Origin of the sequence: Pseudogracilibacillus sp. SE30717A, from assembly GCF_037071985.1 — a bacterium.
Taxonomy (GTDB): Bacteria; Bacillota; Bacilli; order Bacillales; family Amphibacillaceae; genus Pseudogracilibacillus.
This window is the reverse complement of the sequence record NZ_JAXHDF010000005.1, coordinates 221,870-247,006: the sequence shown is the minus strand read 5'-3', so window position 1 is coordinate 247,006 and position 25,137 is coordinate 221,870. Positions and strand designations below refer to the sequence as shown.

Below are 25,137 nucleotides of genomic sequence, written 5' to 3'. Positions count from 1 at the left end.
AAGATGAGAAAAACAAAAATTGTTTGTACGATTGGTCCTGCTTCCGAATCGATTGAGACGTTAAAGCAATTGATTGAAAATGGTATGGATGTAGCAAGACTAAATTTTTCACATGGCGATTATGATGAACATAAACAACGAATTTTTAATATAAGACAAGCAGCTAAAGAAATGGATAAGACAGTTTCCATTTTACTGGATACGCAAGGTCCGGAGATTAGAACAAAAACATTCAAAGATGGCGAAGCGTATTTAGAAAGAGGAAATACAGTTTATATTAGTATGCGTGATGTAGAAGGAACAGCAGAACGTTTCTCTGTTACCTATAAAGGATTAATAAATGATGTGAGAATTGGAACAATTATATCAATGGATGATGGTTTAATCGAGCTAGAAGTCGTTGAAATAGACCATGAAAATGAAGAGATAAAAACAAAGGTTGTTAATAGTGGAAAAATCAAAAATAAAAAAGGTGTCAACGTCCCTAATGTACGCGTTAATTTACCAGCTTTAACCGAGAAAGATAAAAACGATATTAAATTTGGCGTGGAAAATGACGTTGACTTTATCGCTGCTTCATTTGTCAGAGATCATACGGATGTTTTAACAATGAGACAATTATTAGAGGAAAACAATGCCGCACATATTCAAATCATCTCTAAAATTGAAAATAGAGAAGGCGTGGATGATTTTGATAAAATTTTGGAAACTAGCTTTGGAATTATGGTGGCACGTGGAGATTTAGGGGTTGAAATCCCACCTGAGGAAGTCCCGCTTGTGCAAAAAGATTTAATACATAGATGTAATCTTGCAGGTAAACCTGTCATTACTGCTACACAAATGTTAGATTCTATGCAGTGGGATCCGCGTCCAACAAGAGCCGAAGCATCAGACGTTGCTAATGCTATATTAGATGGAACAGATGCTATCATGTTGTCCGGTGAAACGGCTGCAGGTGATTTTCCAGTAGAATCAGTTAAAATGATGAATGTTATCGCCCAAAAAACAGAATCAGCACTGGATCATGAATCATTATTAAAAAAACGGGCAAAATCTAGTACAATGACCATTACGGATGCAATTAGTCAATCTGTTACTCATACAGCAGCAAACCTGGAGGTTAGCGCAATTATTACACCAACACAAAGTGGTCATTCAGCTCGCATGATTGCAAAATATCGACCAAAAGCTCCAATTATCGCGGTCACTTTTTCTAAAATCGTTTTTAGGCAGTTGTCTCTCGTATGGGGAGTCTATCCTGTTTTAAGTGAACAAATCAATACAACAGATGAATTACTCGATACTGCGGTTAATAAAGGGTTAGAAACAGGATTATTTACTAGAGGGTGTAAAGTAATCATCACAGCAGGAGTTCCAGTAGGGGTTAGTGGAACGACTAATTTGATGAAAGTACATGTAATCGGTAATGTAATCGCGACAGGACAAGGAATTGGTCGTCATTATGCGTATGGAAAAGCACTTGTGACGAACAATGCGCAGGAAGCAAATGAACGTCTTGAAGATGGGGACATTCTAGTCACGTCAGCTACTGATAAAGATATGATGCCTGCAATAAAAAGAGCTGGTGGAATTATTACAGAAGAGGGCGGTTTAACTTCTCATGCAGCAGTCGTAGGACTAAGTTTAGGGATTCCTGTTATCGTAGGAGTTGAAAATGGCTTAGGGATTATTAAAGATGGTGAAGATATAACGATAGATGGTGGAACTGGAAGTATTCATCAGGGTCATGCAAGTGTGCTATAAGTCGAAATATCAGTAGAACGTACGAACAAGGGATAATAGAAAGGTTGTTTGTCATGTATTGGTTAATCTTAATATTCATCCTTATACCTGCAATCGAAATCGGTATTTTTATATGGACAGGAAGTATGATAGGAGCCTGGTCAGTAGTAGGCCTTATCATACTTACTGGAATCATTGGTGCAGCCCTAGTAAAAAAGGAAGGCATGGAGACGTGGAGAAGGGCTCAGTTGGCTATGTATAATCGAGAAATCCCCCGGGAGGAGATAATTGATGGAATATGTATTATTCTTGGTGGGATATTATTATTAACACCTGGATTCGTGTCAGATCTTTTTGGATTTTTACTCGTTATTCCTTGGACAAGAACGCCATTTAAGAAGCTCATTCATTTTTTAATTTTAAAAAGTATTGCAAAAGGGAATATTGTATTTCGTAAATGGTAATTATCCATTTTTTATAAAGTTCCAAAGATAGTGTATTATCCCTGCATGATAAATTGCACTGAGGATAATTAAAATGATAGGAGTAATAAAGATTCCGAAAATGCCCAAACTCTGAATACCAATAAATAAAATGATAAGAGTGATTAAAGGATGGATCCCAATACTTGAAGCGAGGATACGTGGCTCAATTATCTGACGTACGATAATAACTACGATATATAACCCGGCTAATTGAATGGTTAATGCATATTGTTCAATAAAAAAGGTGTAGATAATCCATGGAATAAAAACCGCTCCTATCCCAACATAAGGGATAAAGTCGACTAAAAGCATAGTAAGCGTAATGATAAGTACATTGTCAATTTGAAAAATAAGTAGGCCTGTCATTACAATAAAGCTTGAGATCATCGTAATTGCAATTTGTGCTTTTATAAAACCAAAAACAGAGCTTTTTAAGTGGGCAATAATCTGTCTGCCTTTTGAAATAAACTTTGCGGGGATTAGATTTTGGATGACTGTTTTGATCTGATTCAGATCTTTTGTCATCATAAAAACGGCTAACGAAATAAAAATAAATATGGTACCTGCATATGTTATTGAAGATAAGATAGCTGAAGTAGAACTTACAATGTTCTTTAAAAAGAACGAACTGGAAGCTCCTATTTCATCAATAAAATATAGGAGATAATTATTAAATTCTAGCTCTTCGTAAGATGGAAGCAGTGTAATTTTCTCGGTAAGTTTTTCATAAGCAGGTAATAAATAAGATTGTCCTATTTCAGCTAATAAAAGTTTCATTTGATTAAACTGTTCTGGTAACGTTTCTACTAACGAAGTAGATTCTTTTAGAAGGCGTTTTAATATTAGAAAGCTTATTACAAAGAATAATGTAAAAAAAGAGAGAATTACAAAGAAGGTTGCAATCGTTCTATTGAACTTCCAACTTACTTCTATTTTTGTTACGAGCGGATGTAAAAAAGAAGCAATTAATAAAGCGATTAAAAATGGATACATGTATCCGATTGTATATTTTACAGCAAAAAACAATCCGGTTATTACTAGAATAATAGATAGAAGACGTACGAGTTTTATATAGAATACATTGTTCATAAATAACCCTCTTTTGAATAAAAAGTACGTAAAATAGAGATGTTAACACGTTAATATAACTATATGTTCAACAGTTATTATATAGACTCTATATGCATAATTTTACGTCTTAAAGGTCAAAAATCTTTCGTAAACCATGCTGTTTTTGCTTAGAAACCTAGGAAAAAACACGTTTTGTAATAGCTTTCAATTCACTTTAAGGGTAAAATCCTTTATAATAATTTTAAAGAAAAGCTTTTAGATATATATACTTATTCGTTTAATTTTTAAGAAGTATAATTATAAAAGGAGAGATTAGTTATGACAGCTACAAAAGGACTTGAAGGAGTAATCGCAACAGAGTCATCTATTTGTTCGATTATTGATGACAAACTAGCATATGCGGGTTATACAATTGATGACTTAGCTGAAAAGGCTTCTTTTGAAGAAGTAGTATACTTATTATGGAACCGTGAGCTTCCTACTGAAGAACAACTAAATGAAATTCGTCAAGAACTAGCTAATGAAATGGAAATTCCTGAAGCAGTTATTGATCACTTACGTTCATATGATTTATCAAAAGTTCATCCAATGGCAGCTTTACGTACAGCAATCTCATTACTTGGTTTATATGATGAAGAGGCTGACGTAATGGATAAAGAAGCTAACCATCGTAAAGCGATTCGTTTACAGGCGAAGGTTTCTACCATTGTAACTGCTTTCTCTCGAATTCGTCAGGGAAAAGATCCAGTTACGCCTAAAAAAGACCTTACGTTTGCAGAAAACTTTATTTACATGCTAAACGGTAAAGAAGGAGAAGACATCGAAGTTGAAGCGATTAATAAAGCATTAGTACTTCATGCAGATCATGAGTTAAACGCTTCCACATTTACTGCAAGAGTATGTGTTGCAACTTTATCTGACGTATACTCAGGTATCACTGCAGCTATCGGTGCACTAAAAGGACCTCTACATGGTGGCGCAAACGAACAAGTAATGGCAATGCTTTCAGAAATTGGGGAAGAAGAAAATGCAATTCCATACATTGAGAAAAAATTAGCAAATAAAGAACTAATTATGGGAATGGGTCACCGAGTTTATCGTTCTGGAGATCCTCGTGCAAAACATTTGAAAGAAATGTCTAAAGAGTTAACAAAACTTAGAGGACAAGAAAAATGGTATAGAATGTCTATAGAGATTGAAAAATATATTAAAGAAAATAAAGGCCTACCTGCAAATGTTGATTTTTATTCCGCTTCTGTATATCATAGTTTAGGGATAGATCATGATTTATTTACACCTATTTTTGCGGTAAGCCGGATGTCTGGATGGTTAGCACATATATTAGAACAATACGATAATAACCGTCTAATTCGCCCACGTGCAAAATATACTGGCCCAGGATTACGTGAATACGTTCCAGTAGAAAAGCGTGGATAATAAGTCAGATGACTTGTGTCAATAGCCGGGATTACCGGCTATTGTTTTGTAAATGTTTACCTGAATACATAGAGAGAGAATATTTACAAATATCTAAGTTAGTTATCTAATTACATTCCGGATGAGTAAATCGTAGTTCTTCCTTGTGAATAACTATACAAATATAACTAGGAGGTTTTGTTTAAATGACTAATAAAATTGTTGTTGAGAATGGTGAGTTACAAGTGCCAGATAATCCAGTAATTCCATTTATTGAAGGTGATGGAACTGGTCCTGATATTTGGGCTGCTGCTAGTCGCGTTTTAGATGCTGCGGTTGAAAAAGCTTACGATGGAAAAAAGAAAATCGATTGGAAAGAAGTTTACGCTGGAGAAAAAGCGTTTAATAAAACTGGTGAATGGTTACCACAAGCAACGTTAGATACAATTGAAGAGTACAAAATTGCAATTAAAGGACCTTTAACTACTCCAATTGGAGGTGGCTTTCGTTCATTGAACGTTGCACTTCGTCAGGAGCTTGATCTATATAATTGCTTACGTCCAGTTCGTCATTATACTGGAGTTCCTTCACCTGTTAAACATCCAGAAGATGTAGATATGGTAGTTTTCCGCGAAAATACGGAAGATATTTATGCAGGAATTGAGTGGCAGCAAGGAACGCCTGAAGTTAAAAAAGTAATTGACTTTTTACAAAATGAAATGGGCGTTAAAAATATTCGTTTCCCAGAAACTTCTGGAATTGGAATTAAACCAATTTCTGAAGAAGGAACAAAGCGTCTAGTTCGTGCTAGTATTGAATATGCAATTTCCGAAGGTCGGAAAAGTGTAACACTTGTTCATAAAGGAAATATTATGAAGTTTACTGAAGGTGCATTTAAGAATTGGGGATACGAAGTTGCTGAAGAAGAATTTGGTGATAAAGTATTCACTTGGGCACAATATGATCGAATCGTAGAAGAAGATGGAAAAGATGCTGCAAATAAAGCACAAGACGAAGCTGAAAAAGCTGGAAAAATTATAGTTAAAGATGCGATTGCAGATATTTTCTTACAACAAATTTTAACTCGTCCAAATGAGTTTGATGTTGTTGTTACAATGAACTTGAATGGAGACTATGTTTCTGATGCATTAGCAGCTCAAGTTGGTGGAATTGGAATTGCTCCTGGTGCTAATATTAACTACGATACAGGACATGCTATTTTTGAAGCTACACACGGAACAGCACCAAAATATGCAGGTCTTGATAAAGTGAACCCATCATCTGTTATATTATCAGGTGTTTTAATGTTAGAACATTTAGGATGGAAAGAAGCAGCTGATTTAATTACTAATTCTATGGACAAAACAATTTCTTCAAAAGTTGTAACATATGACTTTGCTCGTTTAATGGATGGAGCAACAGAAGTAAAATGTTCTGAATTTGCGGATGAACTAATCAAAAACATGTAAATCAATAAAAGTGCGTGTTTAAAAGAAATGGGGATTTTCTAATGGTTATAAAACGAAGAAAGATCTCAATTGTAGGTTCTGGATTTACAGGCGCAACTACGGCGCTAATGGTCGCACAAAAAGAACTTGGTGATGTAGTATTAGTTGATATTCCAAAAATGGAAAAACCGACACAAGGGAAAGCGTTAGATATGCTTGAAGCTAGCCCAGTCCAAGGTTTTGATGCGAATATTATTGGTACATCAGATTATGCAAACATTAAGGACTCTGATTTAGTTATTGTCACTGCTGGTATAGCTCGTAAGCCAGGCATGAGCCGTGACGACTTAGTCAATACGAATGCTAGTATTATGAAATCAGTCGCACAAGAAATAAAAAAGTATGCCCCGGAAACATTTATTGTTGTATTATCTAACCCTGTTGATGCAATGACATACACAATCTTTAGAGAAACAGGTTTTCCTAAGGAGCGTGTCATTGGTCAGTCGGGAATATTAGATACAGCAAGATTCCGAGCATTTGTTGCGCAAGAATTGAATCTTTCAGTAAAAGATATCACTGGGTTTGTATTAGGTGGCCATGGAGATGATATGGTCCCACTTATTCGTTATTCTTATGCTGGAGGAATTCCTTTAGAAAATTTAATTCCGAAAGATCGTTTAGATGCAATTGTTGAGCGGACAAGAAAAGGCGGCGGAGAAATCGTCGAACTACTAGGAAATGGTAGTGCTTATTATGCTCCTGCTGCAGCTTTAACAGAAATGGCAGAAGCTATTCTTAAAGATCAACGACGTGTTTTACCTGCAATCGCATATTTAGAAGGTGAATACGGTTATAATGATCTATATCTTGGGGTGCCTGTCATATTAGGTGGTAAAGGTATAGAAGAAGTGATCGAGCTCGAATTAACAGATAATGAGAAAGCGGAATTAGATAAGTCTGTACAAACTGTTAAAAGTGTAATGGAAGTATTAAAATAATTTGAATGAATAATGATAAGCCTTCTTTGGATGAACTCCGAAGAAGGCTTTTTCATAATTATATATGTTTACTGTATAAAATGAAGTAGAAGTTTGATTCTATACTGAATGTGGTGGTCTCCCTTACTGTACTCCGGGTTTAAAGTCTCTGTTAAAATAGACAAAAAATACACGCATATTCTATTCTCTTTTTTGGTATTTACTCGCCCACGTAAAGCGACCACCTCTATAGAGTTTATCTAGACTAAAATGCAATTGTAAATTTCATGTTAATTCGTTCAAAACCTTTTCACTTTTAATGGACTTCATTGTAGAATAGGGGTAGACACCTATTTTTATAGAAGAGAGGGTATCTTGTGGAACGAAGAATCTTAATAGTGGAAGATGAACCGTCTATTGTAACGTTAATAAAATACAATCTAGAAAAGGCAGGTTTTCAAACAGAAGTAGCTTACAATGGAGAAGAAGCAATCGAACAAACAGAGAAAGAAAATTATGATTTGATTGTATTGGATCTTATGCTTCCAAAAATGGATGGAATGGAAGTATGTAAAACGATTCGTAAAAATAATAATTATATTCCAATTCTTATGTTAACAGCAAAAGATAATGAGTACGATAAAATTTATGGGCTTGAGATGGGGGCAGATGATTATTTAACGAAACCATTCAGTCCAAAAGAATTGATCGCTAGAATAAATGCAATTTTACGAAGAACTGAAATACAAACAAATAATACTACAGCCCTTATTTTAAAAGTAGGGGAGATTGAGGTTAATCCAGAGCGTTATGAGGCTTATTTTAAAGGCGAATTAATGGAGTTAACGAGAAAAGAATTTGAATTACTCGTTTATTTACTCAAGCATGAAGGACAAATATTATCAAGAGAACAATTATTAAATACCGTCTGGGAATATGACTTTATTGGAGATACTCGAATAGTTGATGTACAAGTAAGCCATTTGCGTGACAAAATTGAAGAGGATACAAAGAATCCAAAATATATTAAAACGGTCCGTGGGTTTGGATATAAACTGGAGGACCCTTCATGAAAAATATGCTTTCTAAAAATCTAATAGGCTATTCATTATTATTGTTTTTTATATTGATCCTTTCAGGAGCAATTTTGTACACAACAGTAACAAACTTATATGTCCTTCTCGCGGTTTTAGTAATTGAGTTTATTATTTTGATATTAGCGTTATTTCATTTCTTTGAAAAATACGTGAAACCAATTGATAAAGCTTCAGAAACGATGGACAAGCTTTTACAAGGGAATTATCATGCTAGAATCCATCAACAGATGAACGGATCAATTGGTGAGTTAAGTACGAAGATTAATTCACTTGCACGTAATTTAAGTGAATTAACGATTCAAGAACAAATTCAAGCGGAACAACTGTCAACTGTAATTGAAAATTCGGAGAGTGGGCTCGTTCTGATCGATGAGAAAGGATATATTCATGTAGTAAATAGAAAGTTTATATCCATGTTTGGAAAAACACCCCAAGATTATATCGGTTATTTGTATTACGATGTTCTTGAAAATGAGCAAATACATCATACGGTACAGGAAACGTTTTTATATGAGAAACATGTGAAACATTTATTCTCTATCTCTGAAAATGAAGAAAGAACGTATTTAGAAATTGTTGGTGCTCCAATTTTCAATGAGCGAAATATGTTAAAAGGAGCGGTACTCGTTATTTATGATATTACTGAATTTAAGTTATTAGAAGTAATGAGAAAAGACTTTGTTGCCAATGTTTCACATGAATTAAAGACACCAATCACCTCAATTAAAGGATTTGCCGAAACATTGTTAGATGGTGCAGCAGAAGAACCAGAAGCAAGAGAACAATTTTTAAATATTATCTATGACGAAAGTAAACGAATTCAGCTATTGATTGATGACTTACTCATACTTTCAAATTTGGAGAAAGATGAATCGGATATTAATTTGAATCCTGTTGAAGTTGGATTTATGTTAGAGGATATTTTTCCACTTATTAAACAACAAGCAGAGAAGAAAGAAATAGAAGTTCATGTTGATGCAGATGAAGAATTGATTTTTGAAGCAGATGAAGAGAAAATCAAACAGATTTTACTAAATTTATTAACAAATGCTATTAGTTATACACCTGAAAAAGGCTCAATCTTCTTGAAAGTAAAAGATAGCGGTGATAATGTTTGCATCCAAGTAAAAGATACGGGAATAGGTATTGGTAAAGAAGCTTTACCACGTATATTTGAACGATTTTATCGCGTAGACAAAGATAGAAGCAGGGATACTGGTGGAACTGGATTAGGTCTTGCGATAGTTAAGCATATAGTTGAAGTACATTATGGAGAAATCAAAGTGGAGAGTGAATTAGGAAAAGGAACAACATTTTCCGTTTATATTCCTAAAGAAAGTCAACAATAAAATCACGATGTATAAGAATAGTAAGCAGAAAAGCTCAGATTTATTTCTGAGTTTTTTTAATGGAAAAATTTAAGGATTCGTTATTTTGTCTTCATACCATCATTTTTCTCATAATGATGATGTTTACTCTTGGTTATACATACCGTTTAATCTGTCGACTTGCCAACCAGTAAGAACAATCTATATAATAAAGAGGAATGATATGAGGAGGCAGTTACATGTCAAAAAAATTAGTGTTAATTGATGGTAATAGTATTTTGTATCGTGCTTTTTATGCACTTCCTTTACTTCATAATGATAAAGGGATATTTACCAATGCAGTTTATGGATTTACAAATATTTTATTGAATATTTTAGAAAATGAAAAACCAAGCCATATGCTTGTTGCTTTTGATGCGGGAAAGACAACATTTAGACATTCGACTTATAAAGAATATAAAGGTGGCAGACAAAAAACACCTCCAGAATTATCAGAACAATTTCCATTGTCAAGGGAATTATTAAATGCATTTCAAATACCTCATTACGAACTAGAGATGTATGAAGCAGATGATATTATAGGAACACTTGCAGGAATTGGGGAAAAAGAGGGTTTTGAAGTTAAAGTTATTTCTGGTGATCAGGATTTACTTCAACTTGTTTCAGATCATGTCACTGTCGATTTAACAAAAAAAGGGGTTAGTGAAGTTGAATCCTATACACCGGAGAAGATGTTAGAAAAAATGGAATTATCTTCGAACCAAATTATTGATCTAAAGGCATTAATGGGAGACAGCTCAGATAATATACCTGGAGTTCCGGGAGTCGGTATAAAAACAGCAACAAAACTATTGAAACAGTATAAAACATTAGATACTATTTATGAAAATTTAGAAGAAATAAGTGGGAAAAAGCTGAAAGAGAATTTACAAAATCATAAAGAAGATGCATTTTTAAGCCGTGAACTGGCAACGATCGATCTAGATTCACCACTTACCATATCTTTGGAAGAGTTAGGTTATAAAGGCTACGAATATAAAAATATTTATGAATTGTTTTCAGAATTAGAATTCCGCTCTTTATTAGATCGTCTTCATGGAGAGAAAAGTGACGAGGAAGTAGTAGTTGAATTAGAAACGTTCGATTATCAAATAGTGGATGAAATAACTGAGGATCTTTTTACTGGAAAAGATGCTTTACACGTTGAAATGATCACAGATAATTATCATGAAGCAAATATTGAAGCAATTGGAATTGTAAATGAAAATGGTAATTATGCTATTAAAACGGAACAAGCCTTAACGTCAGAAGTATTTAAAAATTGGCTTCAGGATCAATCAAAAGAAAAATATGTGTTTGATGCAAAAGGAGTAAAAGTTGCATTACTTCATCGTGGAATTAAATTAGAGGGGATAACGTTTGATTTGCAGTTAGCGTCGTATTTATTAAATCCTTCTGATAATAATGAAGAAATTACGGCAATCGGACGTCGTTTAGGAGAGAAGAATGTATTTCTAGATGAAGAAGTTTATGGAAAAGGTGCAAAACGTAAAGTCCCAGAGTTTGAGAAAGTTAGTGAACATGTTGCCAGGAAGACGCATATTATATATACGTTAAAAGACCGATTTATGAAAGAATTAATTAATAATGAGCAATTAGAATTATTTAATGAATTGGAACTTCCGTTGGCTACTATCTTAGCTGAGATAGAATATTTTGGGGTAAAAGTTGATATAGATCGTTTGAAAGAGATGGGGAAAGAGTTAACAGATCGTCTAGATACGATTGAGTCCGATATTCATGATTTAGCTGGTGAAAAATTTAATATTAATTCTCCTAAACAATTGGCAGTAATTTTATTTGAGAAGTTAAAATTACCTGTCATTAAAAAGACGAAAACAGGATATTCAACTGCTGCAGATGTATTAGAGAAGCTGGAACCAGAGCATGAGATGATCCCGAAATTACTTTTATATCGTCAGTTAAAGAAACTACAGTCAACGTATGTTGATGGACTGCTAAAAGTAGTACGAAAAGATACTCATAAAATCCATACTCGGTTTAATCAGGCATTAACTCAAACTGGGCGTCTCAGTTCTACAGAACCTAATTTGCAAAACATCCCGATCCGGCTGGAAGAAGGGCGAAAAATTAGACAGGCCTTTATCCCCTCTGAACAAGGATGGGTCATGTTTGCGGCGGATTATTCACAAATTGAATTGCGTGTACTAGCCCATATTTCCGGTGATAAAAAGTTAGTGGAAGCTTTCCAGGAAGATAAGGATATTCATACACAGACAGCAATGGATGTATTTCATGTAAGTGAATCTGAAGTCGATTCAAATATGAGACGCCAAGCAAAAGCTGTTAATTTCGGTATTGTTTACGGAATTAGTGATTATGGATTATCTCAAAACTTGCAAATAACTAGAAAAGAAGCAAAGACTTTTATAGATAAGTATTTTTCTGTTTATCCAGAAGTAAAACAGTATATGGAAGACATCGTTCAAGAGGCGAAACATAATGGGTATGTTTCCACTCTAATGAAGCGAAGAAGGTATTTACCAGAAATCACTAGTCGAAACTTTAACCTTAGAAGTTTTGCTGAAAGAACTGCGATGAATACTCCTATTCAAGGAAGTGCTGCAGACATAATTAAAAAAGCAATGATTGACTTGGACAGCAGACTTAAAAAAGAAAACTTGCAGGCGAGAATGCTTATGCAGGTGCATGATGAACTGATTTTAGAAGCACCAAAAGAAGAAATCGAACAACTATCCAAAATTGTACCTGAAGTGATGGAGAATACGGTCTTGTTAGATGTACCATTAAAGGTTGATTACTCATTTGGCGAGAGCTGGTTCGATGCAAAATAGAAAGAAGGAAAGTAAATGCCTGAATTACCTGAGGTTGAAACGATAAGAAAAACATTAGAACAACTTGTTTTAAATAAAAAGATAGAAAATATCACGATAAATTGGGCGAAAATAATTAAACATCCGGATGATACAGGCCATTTTAAACAAATATTGTTAGGGGAATCGATTAAAAAAATTGATCGACGAGGAAAATTCCTTTTATTTTATCTAGATCATTATGTCCTTGTCTCCCATTTGCGGATGGAAGGAAAATATCGACTTGCCGAGTCAGCCGAACCGGTTACAAAGCATACACATGTTATTTTTCACTTTACAGATGGGACGGATCTCCGATATAACGATGTTCGAAAATTTGGTACGATGCATGTTTTTCCAATTGGAGAGGAGTTTACAGATCGACCTTTAGATCATTTAGGACCAGATCCTTTTCAATCAGAATATACGCTAGATTATATTGCTGAACGGTTTGGAAAAACTTCACGAAATATTAAAGCTACACTTCTTGATCAGACTATTGTGGCAGGACTCGGAAATATTTATGTTGATGAAGTCTTATTTTTATCACGTGTGCATCCGGAAAAAAGGGCGAAAGATCTCTCTGAAAAAGAGGCCGAGCTAGTATGGAAAAACGCTCGAATTGTATTGAAAGAAGCTGTTAAGCAAGGTGGCACAACTATTCGTTCCTATGTAAATGGTCAAGGAGAAATGGGAATGTTTCAACAGGAATTATTCGTATATGGTCAAGAAAAGAAAGCTTGCAAGCAATGTGGTGAGGAAATAATTAAGTTGAAAGTTGCTGGTAGAGGAACCCATGTTTGCCCGTCCTGCCAGCCGAAATAGTAAGAACAAAAAGGAGTTTCTTTCGATGACATTAATTATTGGACTAACAGGAAGTATCGGAACTGGAAAAAGTTTGATCTCAAATCAGTTTCGCAAATTGAATATACCTGTTGTAGATGCAGATCTAATCGCTAGAGAAGTTGTTGAGCCGGGACAAAAGGCATATACCAAAATAGTTGAGACCTTTGGCGAGGATATATTGCACGATGATGACACACTGGATCGGAAAGCGTTAGGAAATATTGTTTTTAATGATCAAGAAAAGAGAAAAAAATTAAATGCAATTATTCATCCTGCTATTAGAAAAGAGATGCTTAAACAACGGGATGAATATGTTCAACAAGGTGAACTATGTGTTGTTTTAGATATCCCTCTTTTATACGAAAGTGGTTTAACTCATTATGTTGATAAAGTGATCGTTGTTTTTGTAGAGCCTGAAGTACAAGTGAAGCGGATTATATCTCGAGATAATAGTACAGAAGAAGAGGCAAGGAGCAGAATTAATTCGCAAATCCCCGTTGCAGATAAGGTGAATAAAGCCGATGCAGTAATCGATAACAACGGCTCTAAAGAAGAATCATACAAACAACTAGAAGATATATTAAAGCAGTGGGGTATTATATTAAGTTAAGGGTAATTGAAAAATTACCTCATCCATTACCTTAATCAGTGTATAAAAAACGGTGTCATCATAATTTATCTTGCACCCATCTTAGGTTGTAGCCAAACTTGGTAGCATGTTACGAATGCATAGAGAACAGTTAGATTTTAAAATTAATCTAGCTGTTCTTTTTATTTTGTTTACAAACATTGGAACTACATAAATGTTATATATAAATCACATTTTGCAAAAAATATTATATACACAAGATGATTAAAATTAATAATTCTTTCACATTTAGTGGCACATTTTAAAGTTAATGTGTTATACTAATTATGAAAAAGGAATGAATAAGTGTAGCATATATTGGGAGGCCATGAAATGAGTAAAACTCGTATTGCCATTAATGGATTTGGAAGAATTGGACGAATGGTATTTCGTCAAGCAATTTTAGATGAAAACATTGAAGTAGTAGCGATAAACGCGAGTTATCCTGAAGAAACGTTAGCTCATTTAATCAAATATGATAGTGTTCACGGTATTTTTGATTATGACATACAAATTTTAGAGGACGGATTTGAAATTAACGGTCAAAAAGTTTTACATGTTAATTCACGTGAACCAGAAAAATTACCTTGGTATGAAAATGATATTGATATTGTGATTGAAGCAACAGGTAAATTTAACACAAGAGAAGGAGCAAGCCGTCATTTACAAGCTGGTGCTAAAAAGGTTATCATCACAGCTCCTGGAACAGATGTAGATAATACAATCGTAATGGGAGTTAACGATTCTACTTATAATCCTGAAACAGATGATGTAATCTCAAATGCTTCTTGTACAACAAATTGTTTAGCTCCTGTTGTTAAAGTATTAGATGAACATTTTAATATCGTAAATGGACTTATGACAACAGTACACGCCTATACAACGGATCAAGTAACATTAGATAATCCTCATAAAGATTTACGCCGAGCGCGGGCATGTGGTCAATCCATTATTCCTACATCAACTGGAGCAGCAAAGGCATTGGGAGAAGTATTGCCACATTTGAATGGTAAACTACATGGAATGGCCCTTCGAGTTCCAACTCCTAATGTTTCATTAGTTGATTTAGTTGTCGATGTGGAAAAAGACGTAATGATAGAAGAAGTTAATAATGTATTTGCAAAAGCCGCGAAAGAAGAAATGAAAGGTATTATTAAATATAGTGAGGAACCATTAGTTTCGATTGATTATGCAACAACAGACTATTCCGCAATTATTGATGGCTTATCTACGATTGTAATGGAAGATCGTAAAATTAAAGTGTTAGCTTGGTATGATAATGAGTGGGGTTATTCAGCAAGAGTAGTTGATTTAACAAATTTTGTTGGGAAAGCTTTATATCAAAGTTCAGATAGTAAAAAAGTCAAAATATCATAAAAAATAAACTATTAAAAAGTTGTCTAGTTCATTGGACAACTTTTTTCTTCTTCATTTTGCTATAATGAGTTGATCTTTCAACATAATTTTCACAATCATTATGGAAATAGCTTAAAACATGATAATATATAATAATATATATATATGAACGTTAAGGAAGTTGGATATGGAAAGATGAATGGGGTTGAAAGTGATGAAATGTCCAAAATGTAACTATAAACATTCCCGTGTTCTAGATTCAAGACCTTTTGAAGATGGAGATGCAATTAGGAGAAGACGTGAATGTGAACGATGTGGGTTTCGCTTTCGCACGTTTGAACGTAAAGAAGAAACACCATTAATTATTGTGAAAAAAGATGGGACAAGACAGGAGTTTAATCGGGATAAATTAATTCGAGGGTTAATGAGAGCCTGTGAAAAACGGCCTGTAACAATTGAAGAAATTGAAAAAATTGCTTTAGAAGTTGAACAGGAAATACGTAACTCCGAATTACCAGAGGTCAATAGTCAACATATTGGCGAAATGGTACTTGATCGCTTATCAGAAATAGATGATGTTGCGTATGTTCGTTTCGCTTCTGTTTATCGTCAATTTGAAAATATAAATGTTTTTCTTGATGAATTAAAAGAAATATTACAATCAAAAAAACGCTCGTAATATAAGAGGAGAAAGGATAGGTGAATATAGTGCATCATCTAGGAAAAGTCTTACCTGTTGATGGATATAGAGTTCAGCTAATAAACAGTTTACCGACTGATTATATCCAGTCATTAACGCACTTATACCAGCCATTACTTGGGATAGAAGCGATTAGCTTATATCAACTTCTCCTTCATGAGATAGCTATTCAATCGGAGAGTCAATTACAAACACATCATACATTAATGAATTATTTAAATTTATCTTTAGATCGGATCTATGAGGCAAGGTTAAAACTTGAAGGAATTGGGTTATTAAAAGTGTATAAAAATGAAACGGAAGAAAAAACAATTTATACATATGTCATCCAACCGCCATTTAGTCCACCTTCATTTTTTCAAGATATGATGTTATCGGAATTATTGTATCGACATATCGGTGAATCGAAGTTTGTTACACTAAAAAGCCATTATACTGATTTAAACAAACAACCTGTCGGAACAAATATTACTGCTGCGTTTCATGACGTGTTTCAAACGTTTAAGCCCAGTAATAATGCTTTAAGTTCACCAACATATAAAGAACACTCACCGAAAGTACCAATCCAGCAAATGGATTTTGGCATACTTAAACAGTCTTTAAAGAGGAAAATGATACCCGCGGAAAAAGTATTAACTGAAACGAACAAGCGAATTATTTCACAACTTGTCCAATTATACAATTTAGAGTCTTATGAAATTGAAAAATCTGTTGAGTGGGCTCTCAATGAAGAAAATAGATTAGATATTGAACAATTTAAAGCCATTTGTCTGGACGTCTTTCGAACAAAAAATAATGTAAATGATATACAGTTATCTGTTAAACAAACACCACAACAGAATTTGCATCAATCCGAAAAATCATCATCGTTAACAAAAACGGAGAAACTTATTGAGCGATTTGAGTCTATCTCACCGAAAGAACTCCTTGAAGATTTATCAAGTGGAAATAATGCCTCTGAGCAAGACTTAAAATTTATAAGTGATTTAATGGTTAGTCAAGGATTGCCAATTCCTGTGATGAACGTGTTAATTCATTATGTTATGCTGCGCTCGGATATGAAATTACCACAAGGGTATACGGAGAAGATAGCAAGCAATTGGTCACGTAAAAAGTTTACAACTGCAAAAGAGGCAATGGACTTTATCCAACAGCAAGGGGAGTCAAAAGGAACCCCACGCCAAAATTACCGACCGAGGAAGCAATCGAATGAAATCATACCAGATTGGTTTAAAGAAAGAAAGAAGCAAAGTAAGAATGCGCCAGAAGATCTTTTAACAAAAGAGCAAGAACGTGAAAAAGAAGAAATGGTAACTTTATTGCAAAAGTATGCATCAGAAAATAATTAATGTTCCAAAGGGATGATACCAATGAAGCCGATCCAAACGTCGTTAAAGAGATGGATTAATGATAATGAAAGTTTTAAACAGCGACATGAAGCGATGAAAAGAGAAATATTGAGCCATCCTAATATTGTGAACTTTTTAGAGGAAAACTCAGGCATTACCGATAATGAGATTGATAAACGTTTAAATAAATTGTACGAATATATATCACAATCTATTCATTGTTCAACATGTAAAAATTATGAAACATGTACAAATATCGTGAAGGGGTATTCACCAAACTTAGAGTTTTTGAATGGAGAAATTCATATTTCTTATGAGAAATGCCCTTCCCATATCGAATATGAAAGAATGGCAGAAAAACAAAATTTAATCAAAAGTATGTATATGCCAAAAGAAATATTACAAGCACATATGGCGAATGTTTTTCCAGATCCTCATCGAGCACAAGCGGTTAGAGCTGCCGATGCCTTTATTGATAAGGCCAGAGATGAAATACCACAGAAGGGATTGTTTTTAACAGGACCATTTGGAGTGGGGAAAACTTACTTACTAGGTGCAATAGCGAATGAGTTACAGAAGTTTAATATATCGTCTACACTTATTTATATGCCAGAATTTGTGCGAGAAATGCGCGAAGCTATAAAAGATAATACAGTTCAAGAAAAAATAAATATGTTTAAGCATGCTGATGTATTAATGCTAGATGATATTGGTGCAGAGACGTTATCGGCATGGTTTCGTGATGAAGTGCTTGGCTCGATTTTACAATTCCGGATGATGGAAAGATTACCTGTTTTTTTTACATCGAATTATACAATGGTACAATTAGAGCAAATTCTAGCGACATCGACTAAAAATGGGGTTGAAGAAGTAAAGGCCGGTAGAATAATAGAGAGAATTAAACAAGTAAGTCATGAGTTAAGAATAGATGGTAAAAATCGTAGAGAATAAGCTCTTATCTGGTATAACAATCAGGTAAGAGTTTTTTTTATCTTTTTTGCTTCGAAGATAAGAAGTTTTCTCATTCATTTTTTATGTACCTTGTCCATATAATGTACTACGGAGCAAAGGATGAGGATGTGGTAGAGGTTGAAAGTCATATATTTTCGCAATGAGAAAGAGGTAATTTATTTTTGTGAAAAGTTATATCAATTGCAAGATGAAATTCACATTCAATGGAAAAAAGATCCTTATTGGGGAAATGAATTACGAATTCAAGATGACCGAGTTTCAATGGATACAGTTATTTCCTGTTTAGTAGAAGTATTTACGTATGTGCATTTAAATAAGATACTAAAACAAATTGCACGTGAAAAATATCATTATTCAGATCAGGAGGAGATTGAACGAATTTGTCATTTAACCAATTGGATTATTTTTGAAAAACATTACCAGGTAAAATTGTTTGAGGAAGAAATACATTATGGCGATTATTTATATTCCATTCTAAAACAAAATGTAGAACAAAATTATCCGATACATTTTGATTCATTGATCACCTTTAGTGCACAACCATTTCATGAAAAATTGAAAGAAGCGGTAGGATACGGTATCGATGAATTAAAGCGGGAAGAAGAACATCAAAATTTTATTCAGTCAATTCGTGATTTTACTAAGAGACAACAATCAAAATCAAAAGAATTACATATTATCCAAGGGAAAAATTTTTCTTTTTATAAATCGAATGGAGACCAGTATAGTAGGTTTGAATTAAAAACGCTTTTGCATAATGAACCTCTCTATATATTAGGTTTAGATAAAAACGAGATGAATTTATCCCCTGTAATTGCTTTGATGCCAGAGAAAATATTCATTTATGGAGACCATCCTGCAGAGGCCAAAACATTAGCATTGATTAATATTTTTCAAGAAAGAGTTACTTTTTTTCCGAAAGAACAATTCCCATTTCGTTCACATGTTAATTAATTGCCATTATACATAAATCTTGTTATAATGTATTTTACAAAATAATAGGTAAAGTGATGAAAAGGACATAATTATTTACTAAGCGATAGAAAGAGAAAGAAGTCAATGGCTGAAAGCTTCTAATATTTGCTCAAATAATTACCACCTTAGAACTCTACGATGGAAATAATAGTATATTGTAGCGACTATCCGCGTTAAGGAACAATGAAGTCGAATCATTTTAGTGTATTTATAAACGCAATAATAGCGTTTAAGAAATCGAAAATGAGGGTGGAACCACGCGTGCTAACACTCGTCCCTTTAGTATAGGGATGAGTGTTTTTTAATTTGGAAAAAAATATATATAGGAGTGTTCGTATGATTATGATAACTTTCCCAGATGGGAATCAAAAAGAGTTTGAAAAAGGAATTTTAGGCGAAGACATCGCTCAGTCCATTTCTCCTGGCTTAAGAAGACAAGCACTAGCAATTAAATTAAATGGCAATGTATTAGATCTTCGACGCCCACTTGAAGATGGTGGAGACTTGGAAATTATTACTTATAAGGATAAAGAAGGTATTGACATCATGCGTCATTCAACTGCACATACATTGGCGCAAGCAATTAAACGACTGTATAAAAATGTAAAATTTGGTGTGGGACCGGTAATTGAAGAAGGCTTTTATTACGATATTGACATGGAAGAGTCAATTACTCCAGAGGATTTACCTAAAATTGAAAAAGAAATGCAACGGATTATTGATGAGAATTTGGATATTGTTCGAACTGAAGTATCTCGAGAAAAAGCAAAAGAAATGTTTAACGAAATTGGTGACGATTTAAAAATTGAATTAATTGACGATATCCCTGAAGGTGAGCCGATTACTATTTATACACAAGGTGAATTTTTTGACCTTTGTCGAGGCGTCCATGTCCCTTCAACAAGTAAAATTAAAGCATTCAAATTATTAAGTATTTCCGGTGCTTACTGGCGTGGAGACAGTAAAAACAAGCAATTACAACGAATTTATGGAACTGCTTTTGAGAAAGAATCAGAGTTAAAGGATTATTTACGAATTCTTGAAGAAAGAAAGGAAAGAGATCATCGACGTTTAGGAAAAGAATTGGAACTCTTTACTGTTTCTCAAAAAGTAGGGCAAGGATTACCAATTTGGCTTCCGAGCGGAGCGACAATACGTCGAATTATTGAGCGCTATATTGTTGATTTAGAAGAAAAGCTTGGTTATAACCATGTGTATACACCAGTACTTGGGAGTGCTGAATTATATAAAACAAGCGGACATTACGATCACTATCAAGATGACATGTTTCCGGTTATGAAGATGGATAATGAAGAACTGTTTTTACGTCCAATGAACTGTCCACATCATATGATGGTTTATAAAAATCAACTGTACAGTTATCGAAACTTACCGGTTCGTATAGCTGAATTGGGGATGATGCATCGATACGAGATGTCCGGAGCGCTTGCTGGTTTGCAACGTGTTCGTGGAATGACATTGAACGATGCCCATATTTTCTGCCGTCCAGATCAATTAAAAGATGAATTTATCCGAGTTGTAAAATTGATTGAGCATGTGTATAAAGACTTTGCGATTGAAGATTATTATTTCAGGCTTTCTTATCGGGACCCAGAAGATAAAGAAAAATATATTGATAATGACGAGATGTGGGAAACTGCTCAAGCTGTTTTAAAAGAAACAATGGATGAGCTTGATCTCCCATATGTAGAAGCGATCGGAGAAGCGGCATTTTATGGTCCTAAGCTTGATGTACAGGTAAAAACTGCACTTGGTCATGATGAAACGTTATCCACTGTGCAGCTTGACTACCAGGTTGCAGACCGATTTGATTTATCTTATATTGGAGAAGATGGAAAACACCATCGTCCGGTTGTCATTCACCGCGGAGTAGTTTCTACGATGGAACGGTTTGTTGCATATTTAATCGAAGAGTATAAGGGAGCATTTCCAACTTGGTTAGCACCAGTACAAGTACAAGTTATTCCAGTATCTCCAACTGTGCATTTAGACTATGCAAATGAGGTAGCCGATAAATTACAACAAAATGGGGTTAGAGTAGAAGTAGATGTGCGTGATGAAAAAATAGGGTATAAAATTCGAGAAGCTCAAACAAAGAAAATCCCATTTGCCTTAGTTATCGGTGACAAGGAAATTGAGGCTAATAGTGTAAATGTTCGAAGATACGGTGAGAAAAAGAGTGAATCTGTACCACTTAATACGTTTTTAGAAGTTATTGAAAAAGAGATCGCAGATAAAACTGGACATAAATAATGAAGGAACGACCGATAAATTAGTTTTTCTAAATAGCTAGTTTATCGGTTTTGTCTTATTCAATTTTAAGCTCCTCTACGAAATCATTAATTCATTGAGTAATAAAGTTATTTTTTACTCGAATCGAAATCTTGAATATAGTTGTATTTTGATTTTATGTGCTTTATAATAAATTAGATTCAAACATTCACGTTTAATTTGACAACTAGTTTACAGCATGATAAACTATGGTAGTTAAATGGAATAATTTATATGATGATCTAAAGACAAGTAGGAGCACCCGCTTCTCACCTGACTAACGCTTTTGATAGGCAGTTGGCTGGTTACTTAAATCTTTCTACAATATGAGAGACATGTGGGTGCATTCGTGTGCCCACATTTTTTATTTTGTAAAGCTCAGCATCTTGTCATAGCGGATCAAAAATTTTCGGAGGTGGCTAGATATTAGCAAGGAAATGAATGTTAATGAAACGATTCGTGCAAGAGAAGTACGTCTAATTGATGCGAATGGCGATCAACTTGGAGTCAAGTCTCGTGATGAAGCGTTGAAAATTGCTCAGACGAGAAATCTGGATTTAGTTTTGGTAGCTCCAGGAGCTAAACCGCCAGTTTGCCGAATTATGGACTACGGTAAATATCGTTATGAGCAACAAAAGAAAGACAAAGAAGCACGTAAAAAACAGCGTGTTATTAATGTAAAAGAAGTACGATTTTCACCAGGAATTGGTGATCATGACTTTAATACGAAATTAAGAAATGCTCGTAAATTTATTGAAAATGGTGACAAGGTAAAGGCTTCTGTTCGATTCAGAGGACGTGCAATCACTCATAAGGAACTTGGACAAGAAGTTTTAGACAGATTGGCTGAAGAAGTAAAAGATATTGCTTCCGTTGAATCAAAGGCAAAAATGGAAGGTCGCCAAATGTTTATGATGCTTGCACCAACAGCGGACAAATAAAACATTAGTTTCATTGTAATAGAGGGAGGAACAAGAACGATGGCAAAAATGAAAACACATAAAGGAACACAAAAACGTTTTAAACGAACAGCTTCTGGTAAGCTAAAACGTGCTCAAGGCTACACAAGCCACTTATTTGCTAATAAGTCACAAAAGCAGAAACGTAAATTACGTAAATCAGCAATGGTATCAAAAGGCGACCAAAAGCGTATTGACCAAATGCTACCAAGATAAGAATAATAACTACAGAAAATTTGATTTGTACTTTAGGAGGTAATGACAATGCCACGAGTTAAAGGTGGAACAGTTACACGTGCAAGACGTAAACGTGTGTTGAAATTATCAAAAGGATATTATGGTTCAAAACATAAATTATTTAAAACAGCTAAACAGCAAGTAATGAAATCAGGTCAGTATGCTTACCGTGACCGTAGACAAAGAAAGCGTGAATTCCGTAAATTATGGATCGCACGTATTAATGCTGCTGCTCGTTTAAATGATATTTCTTACAGCAAATTAATGCATGGTTTAAAAGTTGCTGGAGTTGATATCAACCGTAAAATGCTTTCGGATCTTGCTATTAACGACGAAAAAGCATTCACAGCACTTGTTGATCAAGCAAAAACAGCACTTAAATAATTTAAAAGCCAAATTGACTAATAAGAGGATATTGTGTTCACTAGATGAGCACTGTATCCTCTTTTTTATAGTTATCTTTTATGATAATTATTCTGCATAAACAAATTTGAAATGAAAAGTATTTTTAGAATCGTTGACTATATTTAGATCGAAAAATAAAATTTGATGATACTGAAGTAGATAAGGACAAACAGTCATAAAGATTAGAAGGCTTGAAAAATAATTGAAGAAGAAACTAGATTTTTTATACTTGATAAGTAAATTTAGGTTTTGGATTTAACATATTCCTATTTATTTCGTATCAATCTTCCTTTTCCTATATAAATCGTTAGATAAATTGTCAAATTTAATGTTACAATGAGAATAGAACAGGGGGAATATCCAGTGAAATGGGACACACTATTTTCTATGCAGAAAAATCTTGACGAATATATTTTTCGAAATCACCATCTTGCTGAGAAAGATCTATTTGAAGAAAGATTTTTAGCATTACTTGTTGAGCTGGGAGAGCTGGCAAATGAAACAAGATGTTTTAAATTTTGGAGTAAAAAAGACAAATCCGATGCCTCAATCATATTAGAGGAGTACGTTGATAATATTCATTTTTTATTATCGCTTGGGCTTTATAAAGGATTTGAGTTTTCCGAAATTGAGTGCTCAACTACATATTCTAAAGAAACAATGCAATTTAACTATGTTTTTCAAACTTGCTTAGAATTTTATAAAAATCAAACAAAAGAAAACTATATGAAAATGTTTAAGGAATATCTACACTTAGCTAACTTATTGGGATTTACAGAAGCGGATATCCAAGAAGCATATCATAAAAAAAATGAGATAAACTATGTGAGACAGGAGCAAGGCTATTAAATGAGGAGGACTTGATACGTATGTCAAATTTGGATCCAACTTTAACCATGCTAAAAGATTTAACAGATGCAAATGCAATTTCGGGACATGAAAAAGAAGCTCGGGACGTCATGGAGAAATATATTAAACCATATGCCGATGAAGTTTTTACAGATCATTTAGGTAGTCTCATTGCAAAAAAAGCCGGGCAAGAAAATGGACCGAAAATAATGGTAGCGGGACATCTTGATGAAGTAGGTTTTATGGTAACAAGAATCGATAAAAATGGATTTGTATATTTTCAAACAATTGGCGGTTGGTGGAATCAAGTAATGCTTGCCCAACGAGTCACAATCATGACAAAAGATGGAGATGTAACAGGAGTTATAGGCTCCAAACCACCTCATATTCTTTCAGCAGAAGAACGAAAGAAACCAGTAGAAATAAAAGATATGTTTATCGATATTGGTGCTTCTAGTAAAGAAGAAGCAGAAAAATTTGGTGTCCGACCGGGTGATTCAGTCGTCCCTTATTTTGAGTTCACACAGATGAAAAATGAAAAAATGCTATTAGCAAAAGCATGGGATAACCGAATTGGTTGTGCAATTGCAATTGATGTGTTAAAAAAGTTACAAAATGAGGAACATCCAAATATTGTTTACGGCGTTGGAACAATTCAAGAAGAAGTAGGTTTACGTGGAGCGAAAACATCAGCCCATCTGATTAAACCAGATATAGCTTTTGGTGTAGATGTAGGAATAGCAGGTGACACACCAGGTATTTCGGATAAAGATGCAGACAGTAAACTCGGAAAAGGACCACAAATTATATTATATGATGCTTCCATGATTTCGCATAAAGGTGTACGTGATTTAGTCATTGAAACAGCGGAAGAAAAAGAGATTCCATTCCAATATTCATTGATGGCAGGCGGAGGCACAGATTCGGGAGCAATTCATTTAACCGCCGACGGTGTTCCAGCACTATCAATTACGATTGCAACTCGATATATCCATTCTCATGCTGCAATGCTTCATCGGGATGACTTTGAAAATGCTGTTAAACTAATCGTAGAGGTTATTAAAAAAATAGATCAAAAGAAACTAGAATCTATCCGATTAGCATAAA

22 protein-coding genes and 1 other annotated feature are annotated in these 25,137 nt (G+C 34.2%); of the genes, 21 read left to right on the top strand and 1 reads right to left on the bottom strand.

The window, feature by feature from the left end:
- Positions 1–3 precede the first annotated feature (3 nt).
- Positions 4–1,764: a pyruvate kinase gene (gene pyk / locus SPD48_RS10055; protein WP_336257966.1), complete on the top strand. Its 1,761-nt coding sequence runs from the start codon at positions 4–6 to the stop codon at positions 1,762–1,764.
- 53 nt (positions 1,765–1,817) lie between these two features.
- Positions 1,818–2,207 (top strand): FxsA family protein, encoded by a 390-nt coding sequence (locus tag SPD48_RS10050; protein WP_336257965.1) that lies wholly within the window; start codon positions 1,818–1,820, stop codon positions 2,205–2,207.
- Here the strand turns inward: SPD48_RS10050 and ytvI are convergent, their stop codons facing one another.
- The gene (ytvI, locus tag SPD48_RS10045) at positions 2,208–3,317 is read right to left on the bottom strand and encodes a sporulation integral membrane protein YtvI (RefSeq protein WP_336257964.1); all 1,110 of its coding nucleotides are present in this window, start codon (positions 3,315–3,317) and stop codon (positions 2,208–2,210) included.
- Positions 3,318–3,617: 300 nt separating this feature from the next.
- Here ytvI and citZ point away from each other — a divergent pair, with 300 nt between their 5' ends.
- The 19 genes from citZ (at position 3,618) to SPD48_RS09950 (ending at position 25,136) form a co-directional block, all read left to right on the top strand.
- Positions 3,618–4,736, top strand: a complete 1,119-nt coding sequence (citZ, locus tag SPD48_RS10040) for a citrate synthase (RefSeq protein WP_336257963.1) — start codon at positions 3,618–3,620, stop codon at positions 4,734–4,736.
- Between the two features lie 185 nt (positions 4,737–4,921).
- Positions 4,922–6,184, top strand: a complete 1,263-nt coding sequence (gene icd, locus SPD48_RS10035) for an NADP-dependent isocitrate dehydrogenase (protein ID WP_336257962.1) — start codon at positions 4,922–4,924, stop codon at positions 6,182–6,184.
- Between the two features lie 41 nt (positions 6,185–6,225).
- Positions 6,226–7,164, top strand: a complete 939-nt coding sequence (gene mdh / locus SPD48_RS10030) for a malate dehydrogenase (protein WP_336257961.1) — start codon at positions 6,226–6,228, stop codon at positions 7,162–7,164.
- A 356-nt stretch (positions 7,165–7,520) separates the two neighbouring features.
- Positions 7,521–8,216, top strand: coding sequence for a response regulator transcription factor (locus SPD48_RS10025; RefSeq protein ID WP_336257960.1), 696 nt, complete (start codon positions 7,521–7,523; stop codon positions 8,214–8,216).
- Positions 8,213–9,589 (top strand): two-component system histidine kinase PnpS, encoded by a 1,377-nt coding sequence (gene pnpS / locus SPD48_RS10020; RefSeq protein WP_336257959.1) that lies wholly within the window; start codon positions 8,213–8,215, stop codon positions 9,587–9,589. The genes SPD48_RS10025 and pnpS overlap by 4 nt, the downstream gene beginning before the upstream one ends.
- 218 nt (positions 9,590–9,807) lie before the next feature.
- Entirely contained in the window at positions 9,808–12,444 is a 2,637-nt protein-coding gene (gene polA, locus SPD48_RS10015; protein ID WP_336257958.1) for a DNA polymerase I, read from the top strand.
- A gap of 15 nt (positions 12,445–12,459) precedes the next feature.
- Positions 12,460–13,287 carry a DNA-formamidopyrimidine glycosylase gene (gene mutM, locus SPD48_RS10010; protein WP_336257957.1) on the top strand — a complete coding sequence of 276 codons (828 nt, stop codon included), beginning with the start codon at positions 12,460–12,462 and terminating at the stop codon, positions 13,285–13,287.
- 25 nt (positions 13,288–13,312) lie between these two features.
- Positions 13,313–13,918: a dephospho-CoA kinase gene (gene coaE, locus SPD48_RS10005; protein WP_336257956.1), complete on the top strand. Its 606-nt coding sequence runs from the start codon at positions 13,313–13,315 to the stop codon at positions 13,916–13,918.
- Positions 13,919–14,269: 351 nt separating this feature from the next.
- Positions 14,270–15,313 (top strand): glyceraldehyde-3-phosphate dehydrogenase, encoded by a 1,044-nt coding sequence (locus tag SPD48_RS10000; RefSeq protein ID WP_336257955.1) that lies wholly within the window; start codon positions 14,270–14,272, stop codon positions 15,311–15,313.
- A gap of 193 nt (positions 15,314–15,506) precedes the next feature.
- On the top strand, positions 15,507–15,971 hold the full coding sequence (gene nrdR / locus SPD48_RS09995) for a transcriptional regulator NrdR (RefSeq protein ID WP_336257954.1): 465 nt from the start codon (positions 15,507–15,509) through the stop codon (positions 15,969–15,971).
- A 20-nt stretch (positions 15,972–15,991) separates the two neighbouring features.
- Positions 15,992–17,341 (top strand): replication initiation and membrane attachment family protein, encoded by a 1,350-nt coding sequence (locus tag SPD48_RS09990; RefSeq protein ID WP_336257953.1) that lies wholly within the window; start codon positions 15,992–15,994, stop codon positions 17,339–17,341.
- Between the two features lie 21 nt (positions 17,342–17,362).
- Complete coding sequence (gene dnaI, locus SPD48_RS09985) at positions 17,363–18,292, top strand: primosomal protein DnaI (protein WP_336257952.1); 930 nt, start codon at positions 17,363–17,365, stop codon at positions 18,290–18,292.
- Between the two features lie 138 nt (positions 18,293–18,430).
- Entirely contained in the window at positions 18,431–19,267 is an 837-nt protein-coding gene (gene ytxC / locus SPD48_RS09980; RefSeq protein ID WP_336257951.1) for a sporulation protein YtxC, read from the top strand.
- 357 nt (positions 19,268–19,624) lie between these two features.
- A complete protein-coding gene (gene thrS, locus SPD48_RS09975) occupies positions 19,625–21,562 on the top strand; it encodes a threonine--tRNA ligase (RefSeq protein WP_336257950.1) in 1,938 nt (645 codons plus the stop codon).
- 262 nt (positions 21,563–21,824) lie between these two features.
- Positions 21,825–21,953, top strand: a sequence feature (ribosomal protein L20 leader region).
- 64 nt (positions 21,954–22,017) lie between these two features.
- A complete protein-coding gene (gene infC / locus SPD48_RS09970; RefSeq protein WP_336257949.1) occupies positions 22,018–22,521 on the top strand; it encodes a translation initiation factor IF-3 in 504 nt (167 codons plus the stop codon).
- Positions 22,522–22,560: 39 nt separating this feature from the next.
- Positions 22,561–22,755: a 50S ribosomal protein L35 gene (gene rpmI / locus SPD48_RS09965; protein ID WP_336257948.1), complete on the top strand. Its 195-nt coding sequence runs from the start codon at positions 22,561–22,563 to the stop codon at positions 22,753–22,755.
- A 48-nt stretch (positions 22,756–22,803) separates the two neighbouring features.
- Positions 22,804–23,160, top strand: coding sequence for a 50S ribosomal protein L20 (gene rplT, locus SPD48_RS09960; protein ID WP_336257947.1), 357 nt, complete (start codon positions 22,804–22,806; stop codon positions 23,158–23,160).
- Between the two features lie 384 nt (positions 23,161–23,544).
- Complete coding sequence (locus SPD48_RS09955; protein WP_336257946.1) at positions 23,545–24,030, top strand: dUTP diphosphatase; 486 nt, start codon at positions 23,545–23,547, stop codon at positions 24,028–24,030.
- Positions 24,031–24,050: 20 nt separating this feature from the next.
- On the top strand, positions 24,051–25,136 hold the full coding sequence (locus SPD48_RS09950; protein WP_336257945.1) for a M42 family metallopeptidase: 1,086 nt from the start codon (positions 24,051–24,053) through the stop codon (positions 25,134–25,136).
- Position 25,137: the final 1 nt, after the last annotated feature.

Bases quoted from the DNA above. Each gene is read 5' to 3' on its own strand.
- pyk (WP_336257966.1), top strand. From the start codon at position 4: ATGAGAAAAACAAAAATTGTTTGTACGATTGGTCCTGCTTCCGAATCG.
- SPD48_RS10050 (WP_336257965.1), top strand. From the start codon at position 1,818: ATGTATTGGTTAATCTTAATATTCATCCTTATACCTGCAATCGAAATC.
- ytvI (WP_336257964.1), bottom strand. From the start codon at position 3,317: ATGAACAATGTATTCTATATAAAACTCGTACGTCTTCTATCTATTATT.
- citZ (WP_336257963.1), top strand. From the start codon at position 3,618: ATGACAGCTACAAAAGGACTTGAAGGAGTAATCGCAACAGAGTCATCT.
- icd (WP_336257962.1), top strand. From the start codon at position 4,922: ATGACTAATAAAATTGTTGTTGAGAATGGTGAGTTACAAGTGCCAGAT.
- mdh (WP_336257961.1), top strand. From the start codon at position 6,226: ATGGTTATAAAACGAAGAAAGATCTCAATTGTAGGTTCTGGATTTACA.
- pnpS (WP_336257959.1), top strand. From the start codon at position 8,213: ATGAAAAATATGCTTTCTAAAAATCTAATAGGCTATTCATTATTATTG.
- polA (WP_336257958.1), top strand. From the start codon at position 9,808: ATGTCAAAAAAATTAGTGTTAATTGATGGTAATAGTATTTTGTATCGT.
- mutM (WP_336257957.1), top strand. From the start codon at position 12,460: ATGCCTGAATTACCTGAGGTTGAAACGATAAGAAAAACATTAGAACAA.
- coaE (WP_336257956.1), top strand. From the start codon at position 13,313: ATGACATTAATTATTGGACTAACAGGAAGTATCGGAACTGGAAAAAGT.
- SPD48_RS10000 (WP_336257955.1), top strand. From the start codon at position 14,270: ATGAGTAAAACTCGTATTGCCATTAATGGATTTGGAAGAATTGGACGA.
- nrdR (WP_336257954.1), top strand. From the start codon at position 15,507: ATGAAATGTCCAAAATGTAACTATAAACATTCCCGTGTTCTAGATTCA.
- dnaI (WP_336257952.1), top strand. From the start codon at position 17,363: ATGAAGCCGATCCAAACGTCGTTAAAGAGATGGATTAATGATAATGAA.
- thrS (WP_336257950.1), top strand. From the start codon at position 19,625: ATGATTATGATAACTTTCCCAGATGGGAATCAAAAAGAGTTTGAAAAA.
- infC (WP_336257949.1), top strand. From the start codon at position 22,018: ATGAATGTTAATGAAACGATTCGTGCAAGAGAAGTACGTCTAATTGAT.
- rpmI (WP_336257948.1), top strand. From the start codon at position 22,561: ATGGCAAAAATGAAAACACATAAAGGAACACAAAAACGTTTTAAACGA.
- rplT (WP_336257947.1), top strand. From the start codon at position 22,804: ATGCCACGAGTTAAAGGTGGAACAGTTACACGTGCAAGACGTAAACGT.
- SPD48_RS09950 (WP_336257945.1), top strand. From the start codon at position 24,051: ATGTCAAATTTGGATCCAACTTTAACCATGCTAAAAGATTTAACAGAT.